The sequence below is a fragment of the Enterobacter sp. BIDMC93 genome (assembly GCF_001037805.1).
Taxonomy (GTDB): domain Bacteria; phylum Pseudomonadota; class Gammaproteobacteria; order Enterobacterales; family Enterobacteriaceae; genus Enterobacter; species Enterobacter hormaechei_C.
This window is the reverse complement of sequence record NZ_KQ089962.1, coordinates 2692128-2708059: the sequence shown is the minus strand read 5'-3', so window position 1 is coordinate 2708059 and position 15932 is coordinate 2692128. Positions and strand designations below refer to the sequence as shown.

At 57.4% G+C, this 15932-nt stretch carries 14 protein-coding genes and 1 pseudogene; 3 read left to right on the top strand and 12 right to left on the bottom strand.

Annotated elements, in window-relative coordinates; genetic code table 11:
• Positions 1-27: 27 nt before the first annotated feature.
• The 11 genes and pseudogenes from pptA to SK58_RS12640 all read right to left on the bottom strand — a co-directional run bounded on the left by pptA (position 28) and on the right by SK58_RS12640 (position 9582).
• Positions 28-258: a tautomerase PptA gene (gene pptA / locus SK58_RS12695; protein ID WP_003857012.1), complete on the bottom strand. Its 231-nt coding sequence runs from the start codon at positions 256-258 to the stop codon at positions 28-30.
• A gap of 37 nt (positions 259-295) precedes the next feature.
• Positions 296-913: a glutathione S-transferase family protein gene (locus SK58_RS12690; RefSeq protein ID WP_006810732.1), complete on the bottom strand. Its 618-nt coding sequence runs from the start codon at positions 911-913 to the stop codon at positions 296-298.
• 41 nt (positions 914-954) lie between these two features.
• Positions 955-1842 carry a transporter substrate-binding domain-containing protein gene (locus tag SK58_RS12685; RefSeq protein ID WP_048220012.1) on the bottom strand — a complete coding sequence of 296 codons (888 nt, stop codon included), beginning with the start codon at positions 1840-1842 and terminating at the stop codon, positions 955-957.
• A gap of 9 nt (positions 1843-1851) precedes the next feature.
• Positions 1852-2625, bottom strand: a complete 774-nt coding sequence (locus SK58_RS12680; RefSeq protein ID WP_017693375.1) for an amino acid ABC transporter ATP-binding protein — start codon at positions 2623-2625, stop codon at positions 1852-1854.
• Entirely contained in the window at positions 2609-3535 is a 927-nt protein-coding gene (locus SK58_RS12675) for an amino acid ABC transporter permease (protein ID WP_048220010.1), read from the bottom strand. Before SK58_RS12675 ends, SK58_RS12680 begins: the two co-directional genes overlap by 17 nt.
• Before the next feature lie 9 nt (positions 3536-3544).
• Positions 3545-4054, bottom strand: coding sequence for a GNAT family N-acetyltransferase (locus tag SK58_RS12670; RefSeq protein ID WP_048220007.1), 510 nt, complete (start codon positions 4052-4054; stop codon positions 3545-3547).
• Between the two features lie 9 nt (positions 4055-4063).
• Positions 4064-6327 (bottom strand): annotated as a pseudogene (locus tag SK58_RS23205) (NtaA/DmoA family FMN-dependent monooxygenase).
• Positions 6328-6343: 16 nt separating this feature from the next.
• Entirely contained in the window at positions 6344-7465 is a 1122-nt protein-coding gene (locus tag SK58_RS12655) for an amidohydrolase (protein ID WP_040117692.1), read from the bottom strand.
• Positions 7462-8463, bottom strand: coding sequence for an LLM class flavin-dependent oxidoreductase (locus SK58_RS12650; protein WP_023303787.1), 1002 nt, complete (start codon positions 8461-8463; stop codon positions 7462-7464). Before SK58_RS12650 ends, SK58_RS12655 begins: the two co-directional genes overlap by 4 nt.
• A 109-nt stretch (positions 8464-8572) precedes the next feature.
• Positions 8573-9112, bottom strand: a complete 540-nt coding sequence (locus SK58_RS12645; RefSeq protein ID WP_023303788.1) for a shikimate kinase — start codon at positions 9110-9112, stop codon at positions 8573-8575.
• A 71-nt stretch (positions 9113-9183) separates the two neighbouring features.
• Positions 9184-9582: a (R)-mandelonitrile lyase gene (locus tag SK58_RS12640; protein ID WP_015570456.1), complete on the bottom strand. Its 399-nt coding sequence runs from the start codon at positions 9580-9582 to the stop codon at positions 9184-9186.
• Positions 9583-9694: 112 nt separating this feature from the next.
• Here SK58_RS12640 and SK58_RS12635 point away from each other — a divergent pair, with 112 nt between their 5' ends.
• Both SK58_RS12635 and ansP read left to right on the top strand, forming a co-directional pair.
• The gene (locus SK58_RS12635; protein ID WP_045334941.1) at positions 9695-10585 is read left to right on the top strand and encodes a LysR family transcriptional regulator; all 891 of its coding nucleotides are present in this window, start codon (positions 9695-9697) and stop codon (positions 10583-10585) included.
• A 327-nt stretch (positions 10586-10912) separates the two neighbouring features.
• Positions 10913-12409, top strand: a complete 1497-nt coding sequence (gene ansP, locus SK58_RS12630) for an L-asparagine permease (protein ID WP_015570454.1) — start codon at positions 10913-10915, stop codon at positions 12407-12409.
• Positions 12410-12501: 92 nt separating this feature from the next.
• Here the strand turns inward: ansP and SK58_RS12625 are convergent, their stop codons facing one another.
• Complete coding sequence (locus SK58_RS12625; protein ID WP_048220003.1) at positions 12502-13563, bottom strand: 7-bladed beta-propeller protein YncE; 1062 nt, start codon at positions 13561-13563, stop codon at positions 12502-12504.
• A 246-nt stretch (positions 13564-13809) separates the two neighbouring features.
• Here SK58_RS12625 and pqqU point away from each other — a divergent pair, with 246 nt between their 5' ends.
• Positions 13810-15927 (top strand): TonB-dependent receptor PqqU, encoded by a 2118-nt coding sequence (gene pqqU / locus SK58_RS12620; protein ID WP_047056846.1) that lies wholly within the window; start codon positions 13810-13812, stop codon positions 15925-15927.
• The last annotated feature ends 5 nt before the right edge of the window (positions 15928-15932 follow it).

The following is a 15932-nucleotide window of genomic DNA, read 5'->3' as shown; positions in this document are numbered from 1 at the left end:
GTGATATTGCACCACCCGGCAGGCAAGTTACATCGAATAACCGGGCTTCTTAATCAGTTCATCCAGTTTCGGGCCGATCTCGGTATCCCAGACCTGCGCCTTCCAGTCAGCTTCCTGAACCTCCTGAAGCGCCACGGAGATTGAGCGATCTTTGCTGTTCAGATGACGGGCGATCGCTTCGGCGATATCCGCCGCCAGGGCCGTTTTTTGTTCGTCAGTCAGATCGCGTGGAAAACATTTGATATCAACGTGTGGCATGGGCAGGGCTCCTTTTATAGGTGAGCGTTCCACGTTATCAGATTATATCGTTAGCTTTTAGCACCTTGTGCAGTTCCGGCAGCGCGCAGACGGCATCCGCGACGGCGGTAATATTAGGCGTGTTAGTGGCAAACCACTCATGACGTGGCCCCCAGGTACGCGCAACGGCAATATAGACGTCAAGCAGCGTCAGCTGTTTGCCAAACGCAAACGGCGAGGCGCTGAGCTGGCTGTCGAACCACAGATAGAGCGATTTTCGGTACTCAATGCAATTTTTCTTCAGCTGTTCCGGGGCATCAGGCACCCAGCGTTCCGGGTAATCTGCATACGTAAAGGTGGGATAGACGTTCGCCACAAACCAGATGAGCAGGCGCTGAAACTGCTGGCGCTCGGCCTGCCCTACGGGCGGCGCGAGGTCGGGACGTCTGTCGAGCACCATCAGGGCGATCGCTGCGGTTTCCGTCACGATCGCCCCGTTTTCCAGTTCCAGCGTCGGCACCTGGCACAGCGGGTTCAGTTTCAACAGCAATTCGCGCTGCGGGCCGGGCTGGTCAAACCCGTCCACGTTGACGAACTGATACGGGATGTCTGCCAGAGTCAGCATCACTTCACTGATTGCCGATCCCCAGCCGGGTACGCCATAGAGTTTGATCATGTTGCCCCCTCAGGGATGAAAACCCTAAGTGTAGAGCACCATTAGTAGGTTATCCCGGGCGGGTTAACGTCAGAAGACGTCACCGCTTCGCCCGCCTCCCCCCAGCGCGCCAGCACCTTTTGATACTCCCCGCGCTTAATCGCACCGTCCAGCGCAGCCTGCAACGCATACACCAGCCCATTACCTTTTTTGGTTGTGGTGGCGACATAGGCTTTCTTCGGCCCTAATCCCACGACGCGGGTTTTGCCGGTTAAGGCGGCTTTGTAGGCCGAAACGGACTGCGGTCCAAAGAAAACATCCGCCCTGCCGGACTGAATATAAAGAGTGCCTGAGGCGTCGTCGGTCAGATAAAACGGCAACGCAGGCTCGCGCCCGGCCTTTTTATTCTCTTCGTTCCAGCCCAGCAGAATACGTTCCTGATTGGTGCCTGACCCGACAATCACCTTTTTACCGGCCAGATCTTTCGCACGGGTGATCGACTGTACGTTGCTGGTGGATTTCACCGAGAAGGCGAGGGAATCGACGCGATAGGTCGCAAAATCAAACTTCGCCTTACGTTGCTCGGTGACGGCGATATTCACCAACGCCACGTCATAGCGCCCGGAAGTGATCCCCAGCGGCCAGTCTTCCCACGCCGTTGGCACCAGCTTCAGCTTCAGCCCCAGACTGCCCGCCAGCAACCGGGCGATATCCGGGTCGCTGCCAATACGGGTGCGGTTATCACTGGCCAGCAGCGCCAGCGGCGGAGAATTCAGCGCTGAAATCACCACCGTGAGGGTCCCCGGCTCAACAAATTTATAGTTCGCCGGGATTTTCGCCACTGCCTGTTGATCAACCGTCACCGGCAGCGGCTGTTCGTTGGCCTTTAAATCAATGCTGGCGTAGCTCGCCGTCGTGAAGACCAGCCCCGCCAGGAGTCCATATTTCATCTGCGCTCCTTACAGCACTTTTGAGAGGAACTGGCGCGTTCGCGGATGCGACGGTCGGTTTAACACGTCGTCGCTGCTGCCCTGCTCCACAATTTTACCGTCGACCATAAATACCACCTGGTCCGCCACTTCCCGGGCAAAACCGATCTCATGGGTGACCACCACCAGCGTCGTGCCGGAACGGGCGAGCTTTTTAATCACGTCCAGCACTTCGCCAACCAGTTCTGGATCCAGCGCCGAGGTGGGTTCATCAAACAGCATCACGCGCGGGCGCAGCGCCAGCGCGCGGGCAATGGCGATACGCTGCTGCTGGCCGCCGGAGAGGTGACGCGACCATGCATCAGCTTTATCGCGCAGTCCGACCACATCCAGCAGGCTGTATGCGTTTTCAACAGCCTCTTTTTTACTGAACTTTTTATGCGCAATGGGTGCTTCAATCAGGTTTTCCAGCACCGTGAGATGCGGAAAAAGATTGAAGTTCTGAAACACGTACCCAACGTTGACGCGCTGTTTGAGGATCTCTTTCTCTTTTAGCTCGTAGAGTTTGTCACCCTGACGGCGATAGCCGATGTAATCCCCGTCAATCTGAATAAAGCCTTCGTCTACGCGCTCCAGATGGTTAATGGTGCGCAGCAGCGTCGATTTTCCCGATCCAGAGGGGCCAAGGATCACCGTCACGGAGCCCGGCGGGATCTCAAGCGTGACGTTATCGAGCGCTTTATGTCGGCCAAAAAACTTACTGACGCCGGTAATGGAAATGTGTCCTTCAGGAGAGGCTTGCATGAACAGGCTCCTGTGCTGGCGAAGCGGTGACGGAACGCGCGCGACTGGTCGCCCGGTTGTGGTTTACGGCGGAGCGGCGCTCGCTGCGGGCAAGTCCACGCTCAATAACATGCTGGATGGCAGACAGTACGGTGGTGATCACCAGATACCAGACGGCCCCCACCATCAACAGCGGGATCACCTCCTGTGAGCGGTTGTAGATCATCTGGATCGTGTAGAACAGTTCCGGCATCGCCAGCACGTAAACCATCGCCGTCCCTTTGGCGAGGCTGATGATTTCGTTAAACCCGGACGGCAGGATGGTGCGCAGCGCCTGGGGGAGAATGATGCGCACCGTGCGACGCCACGCCGGCAGCCCCAGCGCAGCGGCCGCCTCATACTGACCGTGGTCGACCCCAAGGAAGCCCCCGCGAATGATCTCCGCAGTATAGGCGCTCTGCACCAGCGTCAGCCCCACGATGGCGGTAGAAAACTGCCCGAGAACATTGATGGTTTCAAAGCTGCCCCAGGTAATGCCGGTAAAAGGCACGCCGAGAGAGAGCGTGTCGTAGAGATAGGAGAAGTTATAGAGGATAATCAGCACCACGATCAGCGGCAACGATCGGAACAGCCAGATGTACCCCCACGCCAGGCTGCTCAATAGCCATGATGACGAGAGCCGCGCCAGCGCCAGCATGCCGCCAATCACCACGCTCAGTACGGTGCTGATCAACGTCAGCAGCAGCGTCTGTCCGACGCCTTCGAGGATCACCGGGTCGAAGAACCAGCGGGCAAATACCGCCCATTCCCAGCGCGGATTAAAGGCCACGGACTGGATTACGACCGCCAGCACAAACAGCGCCACCACGGCGCCAGCAGCGCGCAGCGGATAACGTGCCGGGACCACTTTTATGGTTTCAACGTTGCTCATCGTCGCTCCTTATGCGGTTTTGCTGAGCGCTTCGCGGATCAGCGTCTTGGTGAAACGCAGCCGACCGTCGAACGGCGGCTGGCTATACTCTTCCGGATCACGGTTAAGATCGAACTGCGGCTGGAACCCCTGGCTGAGATAGAGCCGCACCGCCTCCGGCTGGCGAAACCCCGTGGTCAGGTAGATGCGGCTGTAGCCCGCCAGCACCGCCCGGCGCTCCAGCTCCTGTACCACGCGCGCGGCCAGCCCCTGCTGGCGCAGCGTTTTATTCGTCCAGATGCGTTTGATCTCTGCGGTATGTTCGTCGAAGGGCTTGTACGCACCGGTGGCGATGATCTCGCCATCGCGCTCCAGGACGATAAACAGCCCCTGCGGCGCCAGGTACCACTCTGTCAGCTCGACTTCCGCATCCTTTGAAAAGTAGTCGCCGTAACGAGCGGCGTACTCACCGAAAAGCCCCTCGATAATGGGCTGAAGATCGGCATCTTCCGGCGAAACGTCACGAAATTGTTCGCGCATAGCGCCTCCTTAATCGCCCAGACCCGCCGGGTTAACTTCGGAACTGGGGATACGCTCCACGCCTTCCCCCCAGCGGTTCAGCACTTTGTCGTAATCTCCGTTCTTGATCGCGCCGTTCAGCGCGGTTTGAACCGGCTCGACCAGGCCGCTGCCTTTTTTCAGCGTCACCGCGATATGCGCCGCCTTCGGCCAGCCGCCGTCGACGCTGCCGACCAGTTTGGTTTTACCGTTAAGCGCCGCTTTCCAGGCACCGATCACGTTCGGGCCAAAGTAGGCGTCCGCGCGTCCGGACTGAAGCGCCAGCGTTTGGGCCGCGTCGTCTTTGGTGTAGATCGGCGTAAAGGGTTTAAGCCCTTTTTTGAGGTTCTCTTCGTTCCATGCCAGAAGGATGGCCTCCTGGTTGGTGCCGGAACCCACGATGATGCGCAGCCCGGCGATATCCTCTGCCTTCACAAGCGAGTTGATCGGACTGGTGGATTTCACGTAGAAGCCAAGTGAATCCTTGCGGTAGGTGGCGAAGTCGAACTTCTCTTTGCGCGCTTTAGTGACGGTGATGTTGCTGATAGCCGCGTCGTATTTCCCGGAGGCAACCCCCAGCGGCCAATCCTCCCAGGAGGTGGGCACCACGTTCAGCTCCAGTCCGAGGCTGTCCGCTACCAGACGCGCGATGTCGACCTCACTTCCCAGCAGAGTTTTGTTGTCGTCGGAAAAGACCGTCAGTGGCGGTTGATTCAGTCCCGCCACCGCCACGGTAAATTTCCCCGGCACGGCAAAACGATAGTCTTTCGGCAGTTGCGCGATCGCATCGCTGTTTTTGGCGGTATTGATCGGCGTTTTATTGGCCTCAATGCTCACGCCGGTGCCGTTAATATTGACGTTCTCTGCCCAGACGGCAGGGGTAAAGGCCAGCGCAAGCGCCAGAATAAGCGATGATTTCTGCATAGCATTTTTCTCTTTTATTGTTGTGTGAACTGATTTTTGGGCTCGTCTAAGCCCAGACTTTCGCGCAGCGTGGTGCCGGGATAGTCGGTGCGGAACAGGCCGCGCGCCTGTAAAACGGGCACCACCTGGTCGACAAAGCGCGGGAAGGTGTCCGGCGTGCCGCCCTGAATGATGAAGCCATCCGCCGCCTTCTCTTCGAACCAGGCCTGTAAACCATCGGCCACCTGCTCCGGTGTGCCGGAAAAACGCGGGCGCGGCGATGCGGCTTCCAGCGCGACCTGACGCAGAGTTAAGTTGCGCTCACGGGCGTTACGCTTGATTTCATCGGTGGTGCTGCGGAAGCTGTTTTTGCCCAAATCGCCAATATCCGGGAACGGCGCGTCGAGGGGATACTGGCTGAAGTCGTGATGCTCGAAATAACGTCCGAGGTAATTCAGCGCATCATTAATGGAGACCAGTGCCGCCGTAGTTTGATACTGGTTTTCTACGTCATCGGCGTCGTTTCCAACAATCACGCTGACGCCCTGGAATATATGTAAATCCTCTGCGCGGCGGCCGTGACTTTCCAGCTGCTGTTTAACATCGCGGTAAAAAGCCTGGGCTTCTTCCCGCGTGTCATGGTGGGTAAAGATGGCGTCAGCGTGTTTTGCCGCCAGCTTTTTACCGTCGTCGGACGCGCCAGCCTGAAAGACAATCGGACGTCCCTGCGGCGTGCGGCCAATATTCAGCGGGCCGGAAATCTGGAAGAAATCACCGTGGTGATCAAGAGTATGCAGTTTCGACGCATCAAAGAACTTTCCGCTCTCTTTATTGCGGATAAAGGCATCCCCTTCCCAGGAATCCCACAGCCCCTTCACCACGTCGAGATACTCATCGGCAATGCGGTAGCGCAGCGCATGCTCCGGGTGTTTTTCGCGGGAGAAGTTCCTGGCTGACCCTTCCAGCGGTGACGTCACCACGTTCCAGCCCGCGCGTCCGTTGCTCAGGTGATCGAGGCTGGCGAACTGGCGTGCAACGGTGAAAGGCTCGCTGTACGAGGTGGATAACGTGCCGACCAGCCCCAGGCGCGAGGTGATACTCGCCAGCGCGGACAACACCGTCAGCGGCTCAAAGCGGTTTAAAAAATGCGGAATGGATTTCTCGTTAATATAAAGACCGTCGGCCACAAATATAAAGTCGAGCTTGCCCGCTTCTGCTTTTAAAGCCGTTTCTTTAACGAAATCAAAATTAATGCTGGCATCCGCGACCGCCGCGGGATGGCGCCAGGCAGACATATTTCCGGATGCACCATGCAAAATGGTCCCCAGCCGCAATTGACGATGTGCAGACATATTCACCTCAAATTAATTAAACGTGTTGCAGGGCTTTTTCCGCGAGCTGTGCAAAATAGCAGGCAGCGGGTTCGATTAATGCTTCGTCCGGGTTAAATGCCGGGTGATGTAACCCAAACGGACTGTTGCTGCCAATGCTGACAAACGCGCCGGGTATGTTTTGCAGATAGACCGCGAAATCCTCCCCGCCCATGTGCAGTTCCGCATGCCGGGTTTCATATCCCGCTTCGCGCGCGACCGAGGTGGCAAACCCGGCCCAGTGCTCATCGTTCACCAGCGCGGTGGGCCCGGCGTACCAGGTGATGTTGATTTGCGCGCTAAAGGCGCTGGCAAATCCGGCGGCGATTTCACCGACGCGCGCTTTCACGTTCTGCTGCACTTCCGTGCGGTGCGTGCGCAGCGTGCCCTCCAGCTCAACGCTTTCCGGCAGCACGTTCCAGGTATTCCCCCCGGCGATGCGCGTCACGCTCAGAACAACCGAATCCAGCGTGTTGACGTTACGGCTGGCTACGCTTTGCAGCGCGGTTACCAGCTGACTTGCCAGCACGATGGCGTCGTTGCCTTCATGGGGACGTGCGGCATGCGCGCCTTTGCCGGTCACGTGAATAACGAAGCGATCAACGTTGGCATAGAACGGGCCGCCGCGCGTGGCAAACTCGCCGACCGGCAGTGACGGCTCGTTATGCATCCCGAAAATCGCGCGTACGTCGCGTAACGCCCCGGCCCGCACCATGCTTTTTGCTCCGCCGAAATTCTCTTCCGCTGGCTGGAACAGGATCCGCACGCGACCGTTGAGCGAGGCTTCCCGCTCTTTCAGCTTTAGCGCGGCGCCGAGGATCACGCTGGTGTGAATGTCGTGTCCGCAGGCATGCATCACCCCGGCACGCCGGGAGCTAAACGGCACCCCGCTGCGCTCGTCGATGGGTAACGCGTCGATATCGGCGCGCAGCGCAACCAGTGCGTTGCCCGTGCCGATCTCCGCAACCAGCCCGGTCTGGAGATCGTAAGGCAGCGGGGCAATCCCGGCTGCCGTCAGCCACTCGCGCAGGCGCGCCGTTGTTTCGACCTCCTGACCAGAGAGTTCAGGGTTCTGGTGCAGCTCACGGCGCCAGGCAATCAGTTGTTCGCTAAAGCTCATACGGTAACCTCCCTGTCAGGACGCGCCTCGGCCAGCAGTCGCAGGGACTGTACGCGCGTTGCGCCATCAGCGACCGGCGTGTCGATGATAAATTCGTCAATCCCCCACTGCTGATGCAACGCGTTGAGCTGTTCAAGCACCGACGCCGCCGTTCCGGCCAGCAGAGACTGCGCCCGACGCGCGATGCGCACCGGTTCACTCCCCGCCTGCCGCGCAAAGGCGTAGGCCTGTTCTTCGCTGGCGACGGTGACGCGCTGTCCGTTTGCCAGCTCCACGCCCCACACTTCAACCTTCTGCGCCAGCGCATCGGCCTCAGCCTGGGTTGGGGCAACAATGGCCTGCACGGCCACAATCACCTCCCGGACGCTGTGTTGACGCCAGGCTGTGACGACCTCGCGCAGCAGCTCAGGATCGCCGTTCAGATGGGCGGCAAAGACAAAATGCCAGTCGAGGGAGGCCGCCAGCAGCGCGCTTTCTGTGCTGGCGCCCAGCAGAAACCCCCGGGCAGGCACCGGCGGCAGCGGCGTGGCGCGAACGTCCTCCTCCGCTGACTGATTTTCAGGGCGGATCCAGCGATCGAGCTGCGTCAGTTGTTCAGCAAAGCTGCCTTTTTCCTGCGGATTAAGGCCGTGCTGCAAGGCGCGGGTAGAGAGCGGCAGACCGCCGGGCGCTTTGCCAACGCCCAGATCAACCCGGCCCGGCGCAATGGCGGCCAGTACGTTAAAATTTTCGGCGACTTTATAGGGGCTGTAATGTTGCAGCATGACGCCGCCTGAGCCCACGCGAATACGTTTTGTTTGCCCGAGGATCCAGGCAATCAGCAGCTCCGGCGAGGGGCTGGCAAGCTGCGGGGTATTGTGGTGTTCGGCAATCCAGAAGCGGTGATAACCCAGCGTTTCTGCCTGTTGCGCCAGTGCTAAGGTTCGCGCCAGCGCATCGGCGGCTGTTTCGTGTTCTGCGACGGGGCTTTTATCCAGAATGCTGATTCGCCATGACATGTTGCGTTCTCGTTTGACTTAACATGTCGTCATTATTAAAGGTGGATTTCACCTCTGAGAAACAATTAATTTACATTTGGATTGCCGGAAAACGGCAATAGAGAGTCTGTCATCGGCGTGATTTGAGCGATGTAATGAGTCTTTCCGCATCCTGCCGTCGGGTAATGCGGAGAAAGCGAATGTGTGCGTACTGCGGGTTTTGTATATCCGCCTCATATCGTTTGCGGTTGCTGCGCCAGGTTTTGATCGTCCAGATGATAATAGAGTCCTTGCTAAGGAACGACCGACGAAAGCTTTCGCGGTTCCCCGTGCCGGGCCAGAGCTCCTGTTTGTGCCAGGCGCGTCTGGAGGCCCGCGTCACCGCCTGCCAGAGCGTGCGGATAAACCCACGATCTATCCACACCACCAGATCGACGTCGCGCCACTTAACGTCGCGTGTGCGGTTGTAATTCCCGTCCAGGACCCAGTCAGGCGAGGCGGCGAGCGCTTTTTCCAGGGTTGCAAGAAACTCATCATCCGGTGTTCCCTGCCAGTTCGCTCGCCAGTAAAGCCTGTCCATTTCAATGTAAGGGATAGCCAGCGCCTCCGCGATTCGCCTGCCAAACGTACTTTTCCCACTTCCGCTGGTGCCTATGATATTGATTTTCACCGTTCCGCCTGCACATGCTGAAGAAAACGGATCGAATCATAACGTTAATAATTTGTTTACGAAACGCCAGACTACTCGTTCGGATACTGCTCGTCGGTGACCTTCTCCAGCCATGCCACCGGACTCCCGTCGACGGCTTCTGCGATGGCTATATGGGTCATGGCCGTCTGCGCGCTTGCGCCGTGCCAGTGCTTCACGCCGGGTGGGATCCAGGCGATATCACCCTGATTCAGCGGTTCCGCCTCTTTCCCCCACTCCTGTAACCAGCCGCGCCCCTGCGTCACGATCAGCGTTTGTCCAAGAGGATGCGTATGCCAGGCGGTACGTGCGCCGGGTTCAAAGGTGACGGTCGCGCCGCCGACTTTTGCCGGTTCAGTCGCCTGGAAAGGCGCGTCAATGCGCACGCAGCCGGTAAACCAGGCCTCTGGCCCCTGAACGGAAGGTAACGAACCGCTACGGATAATTTTCATGATTAACTCCTCGTTTGCTGTTGCGTTAACAGTAGCGTAAAGCCATGGGGAGCATTAGAGTGCATAATCAGAAAGGAACCATGAATTCATTTCATAAATCGAGTAAACCGCCATGTTAAAAGACAACTTCAACGATCTGCTTTCCTTTATGGTCGTCGCCCGGGAGCGCAGCTTTACCCGCGCCGCGGCGCAGCTTGGAGTATCTCAGTCGGCGCTCAGCCACGCAATGCGCAATCTGGAAACGAGGCTGGAAGTCCGTCTGTTAACCCGCACCACCCGTAGCGTGGCCCCTACCGAGGCCGGCGAGCAACTCCTCATGCGCTTAAGCCCCCATCTGCTGGAGATCGAACAGGAACTCACCGCGCTGCGTGATACCCGCGACAGACCTGCCGGGAATATTCGCCTTACCGCCGGGGAGCACGCCATGTCTGCGGTGCTGTGGCCTGTGCTTAAACCCTTTATGGCGCAGTATCCTGACATCAACGTTGAAGTCACGGTGGACAATGGGCTGACTGATATTGTCGATGGCCGCTTTGACGCGGGGGTGCGTCTGGGTGAGCAGGTGGCGAAAGATATGATTGCCGTTCGTATTGCGCCGGACATGCGCATGGCGGTCGTCGGGTCGGCAGAGTATTTGCAACGTTTCGGCGTACCGGAAACGCCGGAGCAGCTTGATCAGCACCGCTGCATTAATATGCGCCTGCCCACACGCGGCGGATTATATGCCTGGGAATTTGAACGGGACGGACGTGAGCTGCGCGTGCGGGTTGACGGCCAGCTGATCCTCAACAGCCTGCCGCAGCGCATCGATGCCGCCGAAAACGGTCTGGGGCTGGCGTACGTCCCGGAAGATGCGGTTCAGGACGCCCTTGCTGAGAGCCGGTTAGTGCGTGTGCTTGAAGCCTGGTGCCCGGCTTTTACGGGATACCATCTGTATTATCCGAGCCGCCGCCAGCACACTACCGCCTTTGCATTACTCATTGCAGCCCTGCGGCATTCATAGTCTCTACCTATAAGTAACTATTAAGTAAACCTGATGATTAAATCAGCATTCGCCGACCTTTTTGCCTAAAAAAACGCCACGATTCAGCGCGTTGTGATCCCCGTCTGCTCTGACCACATGATTTCCTTCGACGTGCATCACTTTCGGCACGGTTATATTTTGCGTCGCTTATCAATTGCGGGTAGGATGCCTCGCCATGTTTTGCCTTATCCATACACAGAATGACTGGAAAGGCAGCATGTGTCTGCGCAGAAGCAATCGTTTGTTTCGACATCTGCCAGGCAGGACTATCACGTTAATGGTTCAGACAGGCAAACAGGTAACTCAATGAAAACAAGCAATAAAAGCGCAGCCGATCATCATGCTGCGAAACGTCGCTGGTTGAACTCTCATGAAGAGGGCTATCACAAGGCGATGGGCAACCGTCAGGTGCAGATGATCGCCATCGGCGGCGCTATCGGTACAGGTCTGTTTTTAGGTGCAGGCGCACGTCTGCAAATGGCTGGCCCCGCTCTCGCCCTGGTCTATCTGGTGTGCGGGATCTTCTCTTTCTTCATCCTTCGCGCCCTCGGCGAACTGGTACTCCACCGCCCTTCCAGCGGCAGCTTTGTCTCTTACGCCCGCGAGTTTCTTGGTGAAAAAGCCGCGTATGTCGCGGGCTGGATGTACTTCGTTAACTGGGCGATGACCGGTATCGTCGATATCACCGCCGTTGCGCTGTACATGCACTACTGGGGCGCGTTTGGCGATGTGCCGCAGTGGGTTTTCGCCCTTGGGGCGCTGGCAATTGTCGGGACCATGAACATGATAGGCGTGAAATGGTTCGCCGAGATGGAGTTCTGGTTCGCACTGGTGAAGGTGCTGGCCATTGTGATCTTCCTGGTGGTCGGAACCGTATTCCTCGGTACCGGTAAACCACTGGACGGTAACGCAACCGGCTTCCATCTGATTACCGATAACGGTGGTTTCTTCCCGCACGGCCTGCTGCCTGCGCTGGTGCTGGTGCAGGGGGTGGTGTTCGCCTTTGCTTCCATCGAACTGGTCGGTACGGCGGCAGGCGAATGTAAAGATCCGCAGACGATGGTGCCAAAAGCCATCAACAGCGTGATCTGGCGTATCGGTCTGTTCTATGTGGGTTCCGTGGTGCTGCTGGTGCTGCTGCTGCCGTGGAATGCATACCAGGCGGGGCAAAGCCCGTTTGTAACCTTCTTCTCTAAGCTGGGCGTGCCGTACGTGGGCAGCATCATGAACATCGTGGTACTGACCGCCGCGCTCTCCAGCCTGAACTCCGGGCTCTATTCGACGGGCCGTATCCTGCGCTCCATGTCGATGGGAGGCTCTGCGCCGAAGTTTATGTCGAAGATGAGCAGGCAGCAGGTTCCTTATGCGGGGATTCTGGCCACGCTGGTGGTTTACGTCTTTGGCGTGTTCCTGAACTATCTGGTGCCGTCCCGCGTATTTGAGATCGTTCTGAACGTGGCTGCACTGGGGATTATCGCCTCCTGGGCCTTTATTGTGGTCTGCCAGATGCGTCTGCGCAAAGCGATCAAAGAAGGCAAAGCGGCTGATGTGTGCTTCAAGATGCCGGGCGCACCGGTGACCTCCTGGCTCACCCTGCTGTTCCTGTTCAGCGTGCTGGTACTGATGGCGTTTGACTACCCGAACGGTACTTACACCATCGCGACGATTCCACTGCTGGCGGTTCTGCTGATTGCTGGCTGGTTCGGCGTGCGTAAGCGCGTTCACGAGATCCACAGCACCGCGCCGCTTCATCACGACGATGAAAAGCACGACGCACCGCTGGTAGAAGAAACCTCGCGTTAATAAAAAAGCCGGGTGGCGGCTTCGCCTTACCCGGCCTACATGTCATGGTTTTGTAGGCCCGGTAAGCGCAGCGCCACCGGGCAATTCCACCATCACAGCGCGATACGAATCACATCGTCAGGCTGGGTCGCTTCCTGCTGACGGGTTGATTTCTGTTTCACCGTTACGTACAGCGTTTTACCGTCCGCAGACAGCGCCAGGCTGTTCGGGTAAACCGGGGTATCGTAGGTCCTGGTCACTTTGTAGGTTTTGGCGTCAATCACGCTCACCTTGCCCGCCTCGCGGTGCGTCACATAGGCTTCGTTACGCGCCGGGTTAAACAGTACGGCCAGCGATGCTGGCGCGGCGATTTTCTGCATCACGCTACCATCTTTCAGATTCACCACCAGCACTTCTGGCTGTTTTGAATCCGTCACAAACGCACGCTGGCCGGCAGTGTCCAGGCTCAGGTTCAGGTAGAAGTGCTCTTTTCCGTCATCCTGCACTTTTTTACGGCTAAGGATTTTGTTGGTTGCCGTATCAATGGTCACCAGCTCGCCGTCCGCATTGGTGGTATACAGGCGTTTTGCCTTCGCATCCAGCGCCAGCCCGGTGCTGAACGTGCCGGTGTTCGTGATGGTGTCCTTCAGCTTCAGCGTTGCGCCATCAACAACCCAGATCACGCTCTGCTTGCCGATGCCGGTAATGTATACCGTATTGGTCGTGTCATCGGCCACCAGCTGGCGCGGCTGAAGCGGCTTCACCGTGTCGCTACGCTTGCGATCGTCCAGCACCAGGCGCCCTTTCACCTCGCTCGTTTTGGCGTCAATCGCCGTCACGGCGCTGTTGACGGTGTTACCGAACCACAGCGTCTGGGTGGCGTTATCGATCGTGGCGCCAAACGGCTTGAGATCGTTATGAATCGCCTGCGTCACTTCCAGCGTGACCGGATCCAGACGATAGACCACGCCGCCCTTATCGGTTTTGCGGCTTTGTGACGTCGCAACCCACAGCGCGTTTTCCTGCTGGCTGACGGCCATTTCATACGCGCCCTTGCCGACCGCTTTGCGCAGCATCTCTTCAGCGGCATGAACCTGGAACGTACCGGCAAACAGTAAAGAGCCCAACAGCAGAGACCCACGCAGGCGCGGCGAGCACAGATGACGTAAAGACATAACAATTCCTTTTTAAATGAGGAGATTTACCGCTGACATCACTTCCGGTGGGCAAAGTCATCGCTTTGCCGTTATTTTAATGAGAATAGTAATCATTAATGAGTTGAATGTGGAGTATTTCTTTCCTTCAAAACCTTACATTCACGAAATGTGCGGTTATAGTTTTCATAACATTTACAAAGGATTTAACATATATACACAGGTTCCAGTTGATTTGGTTCGAATTTTTCTTAACCGGTTTACTCCATGAAAATTATTACTGCCCGTAAGGCATCACTACCACTGCTCTTCGTTCCCGTCATTTTTGGCCCGCTGAGTGCGATGGCCGCGGATGAACAGACCCTGATCGTCAGCGCCACGCCGCAAACCGTCTCCGAACTGGACACCCCGGCCGCAGTCAGCGTGGTGAGCGGCGAGGATATGCGACATGCCACACCGCGCATCAACCTTTCTGAATCCCTTGGGAGCGTACCTGGCCTGCAAATCCAGAACCGCCAGAACTATGCTCAGGATCTGCAACTTTCCGTTCGCGGATTCGGCGCGCGTTCGACCTTCGGCGTACGCGGGATCCGCATGTACGTGGACGGCATTCCGGCAACCATGCCCGACGGCCAGGGGCAGACGTCTAACATTGACCTCAACAGCATTCAGAGCGTCGACGTGCTGCGCGGCCCCTTCTCTGCCCTGTACGGCAATGCCTCCGGCGGCGTGATCAACATCAACACCCAGACCGGACAACAGCCAGCCACAATTGAAGCCAGCAGCTATTACGGCAGCTACGGCACCTGGCGTTACGGCATGAAGGCCACCGGTGCGGTGGGCGACGGGACTCAGGCTGGGGATGTGGACTATGCGGTATCCACCACCCGCTTCACCACCCATGGCTATCGCGACCACAGCGGCGCACGGAAAAACCTCGCCAACGCGAAACTGGGCGTGCGCATTGATGATGTCAGCAAGCTAACGCTGATTTTTAACAGCGTGGACATGAAAGCCAACGATCCGGGCGGACTGAGTTATCAGGAGTGGCAGAACAACCCGCGCCAGTCACCCCGTGGCGATCAATACAATACGCGTAAAACCATTAAGCAGACCCAGGCCGGGATCCGCTACGACCGCCAGCTGAGCGAACAGGACGACCTCAGCGTGATGATGTACGCCGGTGAGCGTGAAATGACCCAGTACCAGTCCATTCCGGATACCACGCAGACTGAAAATCCAGCGCATTCGGGCGGCGTAATTGATATGCAGCGCCACTATCAGGGTATTGATACCCGCTGGACCCACCGCGGCGAGCTGCTGGTGCCGGTAACGTTTACCACCGGCCTTAACTACGAAAATATGAGTGAAAATCGCCGCGGGTATGAAAACTTCGTGATGAACAACGGCGTGCCGGATTTTGGCGTGAAGGGTAACAAACGCCGTGACGAACGTAACCTGATGTGGAACCTTGATCCCTACCTGCAAACCCAGTGGCAGCTCACGCAAAAGCTGTCCGTTGAGGCGGGCGTGCGTTACAGCTCCGTCTGGTTTGACTCCAACGATCATTACATTACCCCGCAAAACGGCGATGACAGCGGTGACGCCAGCTACCATAAATGGCTCCCGGCTGGTGCGGTGAAATACGCCGTGACCGACGCCTGGAACCTTTATGCCGCGGCGGGACGTGGATTTGAGACCCCGACCATCAACGAACTCTCCTACCGTTCTGATGGCAAAGGCGGCCTCAATATTAATCTGCAACCGTCAACCAATAACACCTATGAGATTGGCAGCAAAACCCGCATCGGCAATGGCATCCTGACGGCGGCGCTGTTCCGCACGGATACCGACAACGAGATCGTGGTGGACGAAAACAAAGATGGTCGCACTACCTACAAAAATGCGGGGAAAACGCGCCGTCAGGGTGTGGAAATTGCGCTCGACCAGCAGTTTGCCGAAAACTGGAAGCTGAAAATGGCGTGGACCTATCTCGATGCGACCTACCGTACCAACGTCTGTAGCAATGCAGACTGTAGCGGCAACCGGATGCCGGGGATTGCCCGTAACATGGGGTATACGTCGTTTGGCTGGGAGCCTGAGGAAGGCTGGTACGCGGGGGCAGATGCCCGCTACATGAGCGACGTGATGGCAAACGACACCAATACCGCCAAAGCGCCCTCTTATACCGTGGTCGGTCTGAATACCGGGTATAAACTCAATTACGGCAAATGGGGAATGGACATCTTTGGTCGCGTCGATAACCTGTTTGATAAAGAGTACGTCGGTTCAGAGATTGTTAACGCTGGCTACAATCGCTATTACGAACCCGCCCCTGGCCGTAACTATGGAGTGGGCCTGTCGGTCTCTTATCGCTTTGAGTAAAACAT

Bases quoted from the DNA above. Each gene is read 5' to 3' on its own strand.
- pptA (WP_003857012.1), bottom strand. From the start codon at position 258: ATGCCACACGTTGATATCAAATGTTTTCCACGCGATCTGACTGACGAA.
- SK58_RS12685 (WP_048220012.1), bottom strand. From the start codon at position 1,842: ATGAAATATGGACTCCTGGCGGGGCTGGTCTTCACGACGGCGAGCTAC.
- SK58_RS12690 (WP_006810732.1), bottom strand. From the start codon at position 913: ATGATCAAACTCTATGGCGTACCCGGCTGGGGATCGGCAATCAGTGAA.
- SK58_RS12680 (WP_017693375.1), bottom strand. From the start codon at position 2,625: ATGCAAGCCTCTCCTGAAGGACACATTTCCATTACCGGCGTCAGTAAG.
- SK58_RS12670 (WP_048220007.1), bottom strand. From the start codon at position 4,054: ATGCGCGAACAATTTCGTGACGTTTCGCCGGAAGATGCCGATCTTCAG.
- ansP (WP_015570454.1), top strand. From the start codon at position 10,913: ATGAAAACAAGCAATAAAAGCGCAGCCGATCATCATGCTGCGAAACGT.
- SK58_RS12655 (WP_040117692.1), bottom strand. From the start codon at position 7,465: ATGAGCTTTAGCGAACAACTGATTGCCTGGCGCCGTGAGCTGCACCAG.
- SK58_RS12625 (WP_048220003.1), bottom strand. From the start codon at position 13,563: ATGTCTTTACGTCATCTGTGCTCGCCGCGCCTGCGTGGGTCTCTGCTG.
- SK58_RS12650 (WP_023303787.1), bottom strand. From the start codon at position 8,463: ATGTCATGGCGAATCAGCATTCTGGATAAAAGCCCCGTCGCAGAACAC.
- SK58_RS12675 (WP_048220010.1), bottom strand. From the start codon at position 3,535: ATGAGCAACGTTGAAACCATAAAAGTGGTCCCGGCACGTTATCCGCTG.
- SK58_RS12640 (WP_015570456.1), bottom strand. From the start codon at position 9,582: ATGAAAATTATCCGTAGCGGTTCGTTACCTTCCGTTCAGGGGCCAGAG.
- pqqU (WP_047056846.1), top strand. From the start codon at position 13,810: ATGAAAATTATTACTGCCCGTAAGGCATCACTACCACTGCTCTTCGTT.
- SK58_RS12635 (WP_045334941.1), top strand. From the start codon at position 9,695: ATGTTAAAAGACAACTTCAACGATCTGCTTTCCTTTATGGTCGTCGCC.